We start from the raw sequence: 5,801 nt of genomic DNA, 5'->3' as shown, positions 1-5,801 counted from the left end.
CAGCAGCTGCGTCAAGTGTGGATCGATGCGGGTCAGATGGCACGTAACCGGATTACTGGTGCCATCCGTCCAGGACTGCCGCCTGAGGACCATCATCTGGTTCAGCGCCAGATTGACGCCTGCCTGCGGTTGGTTTCAAGGTTGATGGACAGGTGATCGGGCCGACCCAGGCACCGCCACAGCTTGGTCAGGATACCGATGCTGTTCTGGAATCGCTTGGGTACGGGCTTGAGGAGATCAGCGAACTTCGAGACCGCGGTGTAGTATAGAGTGTGACTGTCGATGACGGACACTCATGTACTTCGCTAACACCAGTCTTTTTCTCTCCCAACTGTTGATAAGACTTCCGCTACCGGGGTTGCAGTGAGCGGATTGCCTTCTTATACCGGGTTGTTGGGTCGAATCTGGCACTACCTGTTTCTACTGATTTGTGCTTTGGTGTTTTTGCTGCTCATTGGGCCTCTCTTTGTCATCATTCCGTTGTCGTTTAACGCGGACTCCTACTTTACGTTTAGTGAGGGCATGTTGCGTTTGGACCCAGATGCGTTCTCTTTGAAATGGTATCGTGAATTATTTGGGACCTATGAAGCAATACGCTCTGCCCGACCGGAGTCGCGTGGTTCAGAGTGGGCATCGGCCGCAGGCAACAGTTTTTTTATAGCGATATTTTCCACATTGATTGCAACGTCACTGGGCACACTGGCGGCTGTTGGCTTGAGCCGCTCCCACATGCCGTTCAGGCGGTTGATCATGGCGGTGCTGATATCACCGATGATCGTACCGATCATCATTACGGCCGCCGGTATCTTTGTGTACTACTCCAAGTATCACCTGGCGTATACCCATCTGGGTCTGATACTGGCTCATGCCGCGCTGGGTACACCGTTTGTTGTAATCACGGTCACGGCCACCTTAATGGGATTTGATCAGCAGTATGTGCGGGCGTCGTACAGTCTGGGTGCCCGGCCATTAAAAACATTTAGAAAAGTGATGTTGCCGCTGACCTTTCCGGGGATCATTACCGGTGCACTTTTTGCGTTTGTGACCTCGTTCGATGAGGTCGTCGTGGTGATTTTTCTGGGTGGCGAAAATCAGATTACACTGCCGCGGCTGATTTGGTCTGGAATACGACAGGAAATTACGCTGACCATACTCGCCGTTGCAACGATCATGGTGTTATTGTCGGTGGTGGTTTTATTTTGTGTTGAGCTGTTGCGGCGTCGTCATGAGCATTTCTTAACTCGGCCCCGGGGTGCACCATGAAACGACTTGAACCGGTGCGATGTTTGCGTAGTACGTTATATTTCACGACAATAGAGTCGTCAAGTTGTAAGAATGCGTGAATACTAAGCCACAATGTGGGAAAACTTAAGTCTCACCGGATAAGAGCGCATGGATGTGCCTATTGACTAATTAAGCGTTACCCCATCAATAGTAGAATTAACAACCCCGTAAAGTAGACAGCTGGTGTGGCGGTCAGAACGCGTGACTAAAAAACAAAGGAAGTGCTGAAGAATATGGACACAAATCAGACAGACGCCTATGTGAGCTTCAACGAAGTACAGAAAAGTTACGACGGAGAGAATCTTGTGGTCAAGGACCTCAACCTGAGTGTTCAGCGAGGTGAGTTCATGACCATGCTGGGCCCGTTCGGCTCCGGCAAGACCACCTGCTTGATGATGCTGGCGGGTTTCGAGACCGCCACCAGCGGTGAGATCATGTTGGACGGCACCGCGATCAACAATGTACCGCCCTGGAAACGGGATATCGGGATCGTCTTCCAGAACTACGCCCTGTTTCCACATATGACGGTCCGTGAGAACCTGGCCTATCCGCTCGAAGTCAGGAAGATGCCGAAATCTGAGATCGACGAGCGTGTGAAAAAAGCATTGGCTATGGTCCAGCTGGAAGGTTTCCGTGGCCGTCGCCCGGGACAGCTCTCAGGAGGACAGCAACAGCGGGTTGCCGTGGCGCGGGCGCTGGTCTTCGAACCCAAGTTGGTGTTGATGGACGAGCCACTCGGGGCGCTCGACAAGCAACTGCGTGAGCAGATGCAGTACGAGATCAAACATATCCACGAGAATCTGGGGGTAACCGTGGTCTATGTGACACACGATCAGTCAGAAGCTTTGACCATGTCCAATCGCGTGTGTGTTTTCGACGATGGTGTGGTTCAGCAGGTCGCGGCACCTAATGTGTTGTATGAACAGCCCGAGAATGCTTTTGTCGCGCAGTTTATCGGCGAGAACAATACATTCGTCGGCACAGTAAAAGAAGCCAGCAACGGTCACTGCGTTGCTGAGCTCCAGACCGGCGAGTCTCTGAAAGCGTTAGCAATTAATATTGACGGGCCAGGCAGTCGCACAACATTGTCACTGCGGCCAGAGCGAGTGACCATCAATCCTGAGGCAGGCAGTTGTGATAATACCGTGCAGGGCACAGTCAAAGAACTGATTTATCTGGGTGACCACATTCGTGCGCGCCTTGCGTTGTGTGGTCAGGACCAGTTTATCGTGAAAGTTCCGAATGCGGCCCGGCACAGTCATCTGACAGAAGGTGAATCCGTTACGGTCGGCTGGCACTCGGAAGATTGCCGCGCACTGGATGCACCGGCCTAGCGCTGTACTTTTAAACCCACAGTAGTTAATCGAAACTCGCGTACTTCAGCCCATGGCGCAAGCAACACAACCCATCATGATTGATGGTGTGCCGCTCAAGGAGCAGCTGGCACGCGCGGAGCGTCGGAAAAAGTACATTGCGTTTGGCATGGTCCTGCCGCTGTTGTTGTTTATCATCATCACGTTTGCCATCCCGATCGTGAGCATGCTGTTTCGCAGCGTGGACAATCCCCGGATGGTCACCATAGTCCCGAACCTGGTGGCCGCGCTGGATGATTGGGATGGGGTTGATTTACCCTCCGAGCAAGTTTTCGAGATAGCTTTCCATGATTTGAGAGCCGCACTGAAAGCCGGCCACCTGGGTAAGGTCGCGACCCACCTTAACTACAGCTTGCCGGGCGGGCGAAGCCTGATTCTGAAATCGAAGCGTAAGTTCAAAAAGATCAAGTCAGGGCCCTATCGGGAGGCCATGATCAAATCGGACAAACGCTGGGGGGATGTACACACCTGGGCGGTGATCAAGAAAGTGAGCGATCGATACACCGCACGCTACTTTCTGAATGCGATTGATCGTGACTATGACGATTTCGGCAATGTCATTTTGAAACCGGAAGATTACCAGATCTACGTGACACTTTTCATGCGCACGCTGTGGATCAGTCTGGCGGTCACGCTGATGACACTCCTAATTGGTTACCCGATTGCCTACCTTATTTCCACCACGCCACCTAAGATCAGCAACCTGCTCATCATCATGGTGCTGCTGCCGTTCTGGACCTCACTGCTGGTGCGAACGACCTCCTGGATCGTACTGCTGCAGACCCAGGGGGTCATTAACGATCTCATGGTCTGGGTCGGCATCATCTCGGAACAGGGCCGCATCCAGATGATTTTCAATATGAAAGGCACCCTGATTGCGATGACACAGATTCTTCTACCCTTCATGGTGTTGCCAATGTACAGCGTGATGAAGACCATTCCGCTGTCAGAGATCCGAGCCTCGCAGTCATTGGGTGCCAATCCCTTTATCACGTTTTATCGGATCTTCTGGCCCCGTTCCATTCCCGGCATTGGTGCCGGTGGGCTGCTGGTCTTTGTGCTGTCGGTGGGGTACTACATCACACCTGCACTGGTGGGCGGCGCCAAAGGACAGATGATCAGCAACCAGATCGCTTTCCATATGAAGTCATCGCTCAACTGGGGGTTGGCTGCCGCGATGGGGAGCATCCTGTTAGTTGCAGTGCTGATTTTGTTCTGGCTCTACGACAAAGTCGTCGGCATTGACAAGATGAAACTCGGATAGCCTCTGATGAGCGTACCCGCTTATACCGGACCACTCGGTCGCACCTGGCATTACGTGTTTCTCGGGATTTGTTGCGTGGTGTTTTTCTTCCTGCTGGCGCCGATCATGGTGATCGTTCCGCTGTCATTCAATATCGAGCCCTATTTCACGTTTAGCGAGGGAATGCTGAGGCTGGACCCGGACGCGTTTTCTTTTCGTTGGTATAAAGACGTACTGGGCATGTGTACTCAGAAAGCGACCGAAGCCGCAGACGCATTCGTAACCAGCACTAAAGTGCAGGAATGCGGATCCGGGTCGAACCGCGGCTACGAGTGGGCGTTTGCCGCGCGGAACAGTATCATTATCGCGATCTTTGCTACACTGGTTGCTGCTTCACTAGGCACGCTGGCTGCCGTGGGTTTGAGCCGCACGCACATGCCGTTTCGAAAGCCGATCATGTCCTTACTGATTTCCCCTTTGATCGTGCCGATCATCATTACTGCGGCGGGAATGTTCTTTTTCTACTCGAAGATCGGTCTGGCCTACTCGCATCTGGGAGTGGTTCTTGCCCATGCGGCCATCGGGACACCCTATGTGGTGATCACGGTCACAGCGACGCTGGTTGGTTTTGACGAAACCCTCATTCGGGCATCGGGTAGTCTGGGGGCTAAACCGCTGCGCACCTTTTTCAAGGTCATCATGCCGTTGATCACCCCGGGTGTGGTGTCCGGCGCTTTGTTTGCGTTCATTACTTCATTTGATGAGGTGGTGCTGATCTACTTTATAGCCGCTGCCGACCAGAAGACTATTCCGATTCAGATGTGGTCGGGTCTTCGTCAGCAGATCAGCCCCAGTATCCTCGCGGTGGCGACCATGTTGGTCACATTTTCAATCATTTTATTGATTGCAATCGAGTTGCTGCGCCGTAGAAGTGAACGGTTGCGGACCAGTTTACCGTCTTAAATGCCTCATATATAAGAAAAACTCTGCGCAAACCGTCAGTCCAGCTTGGAGTGGCGGTAATCTGAAGCTGTCGTATAATAAAGCGGTTGTGCCGGATTGTTTTCTGTACATATTTATGGTTTTGTCAGGATACAGTCAGTTCAGTCATCTATTTTACGTTTTCTTATGATCTGTAATTTCTGGAGGAGTCAATGAGCAAGTTAAAAACTACAGCAGTACTGACGTCAGCCGCCCTCGGCCTTGGCCTGATGAGCGCAACGGCGTTTGCAGGCAAGATCACGTTCGTATCCTGGGGCGGGTCGTATACCGCCAGTCAGGTCAAGGCGTGTATCGAGCCCTACGAGGCCAAGACCGGCCAGCAGTTCAATATCGTGGACTACAACGGTGGCCTGGCTGAAATCAGGACCCAGGTGGAAGCCGGTAATGTGCAGTGGGACATCGTTGACACCACACCGCAGGATGCGCTGCGAGGGTGTGACGAAGGTCTTTTGGAAGTGCTCGACCATTCGCAGTGGTTGCCGGCGCCTGATGGCACCCCCGCTACCGAGGACTTTGTGGAAGGCGCGCTGAGTGAGTGCTATGTGGGTAACATTTCCTGGGCCACCGTACCGGCCTATAACAGAAAGACCATTATGGCGAATAAACACGTAGACCGCATGCCAACTACCATGAAGGATTTCTGGGATACCAAGAATTTCCCGGGTCGACGCGGTCTGCGGAAAGTGCCCCGCGTCAATCTAGAGTGGGCCCTGATGGCAGATGGCGTAGCCAACGATCAGATCTACGAAGTGCTGGGTACGAAGGAAGGTCAGGATCGTGCGTTCGCAAAACTATGTGACCTTAAAGACGATATCGTATGGTGGGAAGCTGGTGCCCAGCCGCCACAGCTCCTGGCTGATGGGGAAGTCGTGATGGTTACGGCTTATAACGGTAGACTT

General features: G+C 52.8%; 5 protein-coding genes. All 5 read left to right on the top strand.

Going from position 1 to position 5,801, the window contains the following annotated elements:
• Positions 1 to 363 precede the first annotated feature (363 nt).
• A complete protein-coding gene (locus MK323_14830) occupies positions 364 to 1,263 on the top strand; it encodes an ABC transporter permease (protein MCH2483419.1) in 900 nt (299 codons plus the stop codon).
• Between the two features lie 254 nt (positions 1,264 to 1,517).
• Positions 1,518 to 2,618: an ABC transporter ATP-binding protein gene (locus MK323_14825; GenBank protein MCH2483418.1), complete on the top strand. Its 1,101-nt coding sequence runs from the start codon at positions 1,518 to 1,520 to the stop codon at positions 2,616 to 2,618.
• Positions 2,619 to 2,670: 52 nt separating this feature from the next.
• Positions 2,671 to 3,921 carry an ABC transporter permease gene (locus MK323_14820; GenBank protein ID MCH2483417.1) on the top strand — a complete coding sequence of 417 codons (1,251 nt, stop codon included), beginning with the start codon at positions 2,671 to 2,673 and terminating at the stop codon, positions 3,919 to 3,921.
• A 6-nt stretch (positions 3,922 to 3,927) separates the two neighbouring features.
• Entirely contained in the window at positions 3,928 to 4,863 is a 936-nt protein-coding gene (locus MK323_14815) for an ABC transporter permease (protein ID MCH2483416.1), read from the top strand.
• Between the two features lie 191 nt (positions 4,864 to 5,054).
• The coding region (locus MK323_14810; GenBank protein MCH2483415.1) for an extracellular solute-binding protein at positions 5,055 to 5,801 on the top strand (747 nt) is incomplete at its 3' end.

This window comes from Gammaproteobacteria bacterium, from assembly GCA_022450155.1.
In the GTDB taxonomy this organism is placed as follows: Bacteria; Pseudomonadota; Gammaproteobacteria; order Arenicellales; family UBA868; genus REDSEA-S09-B13.
This window is presented reverse-complemented; position numbering and strand designations above follow the sequence as displayed.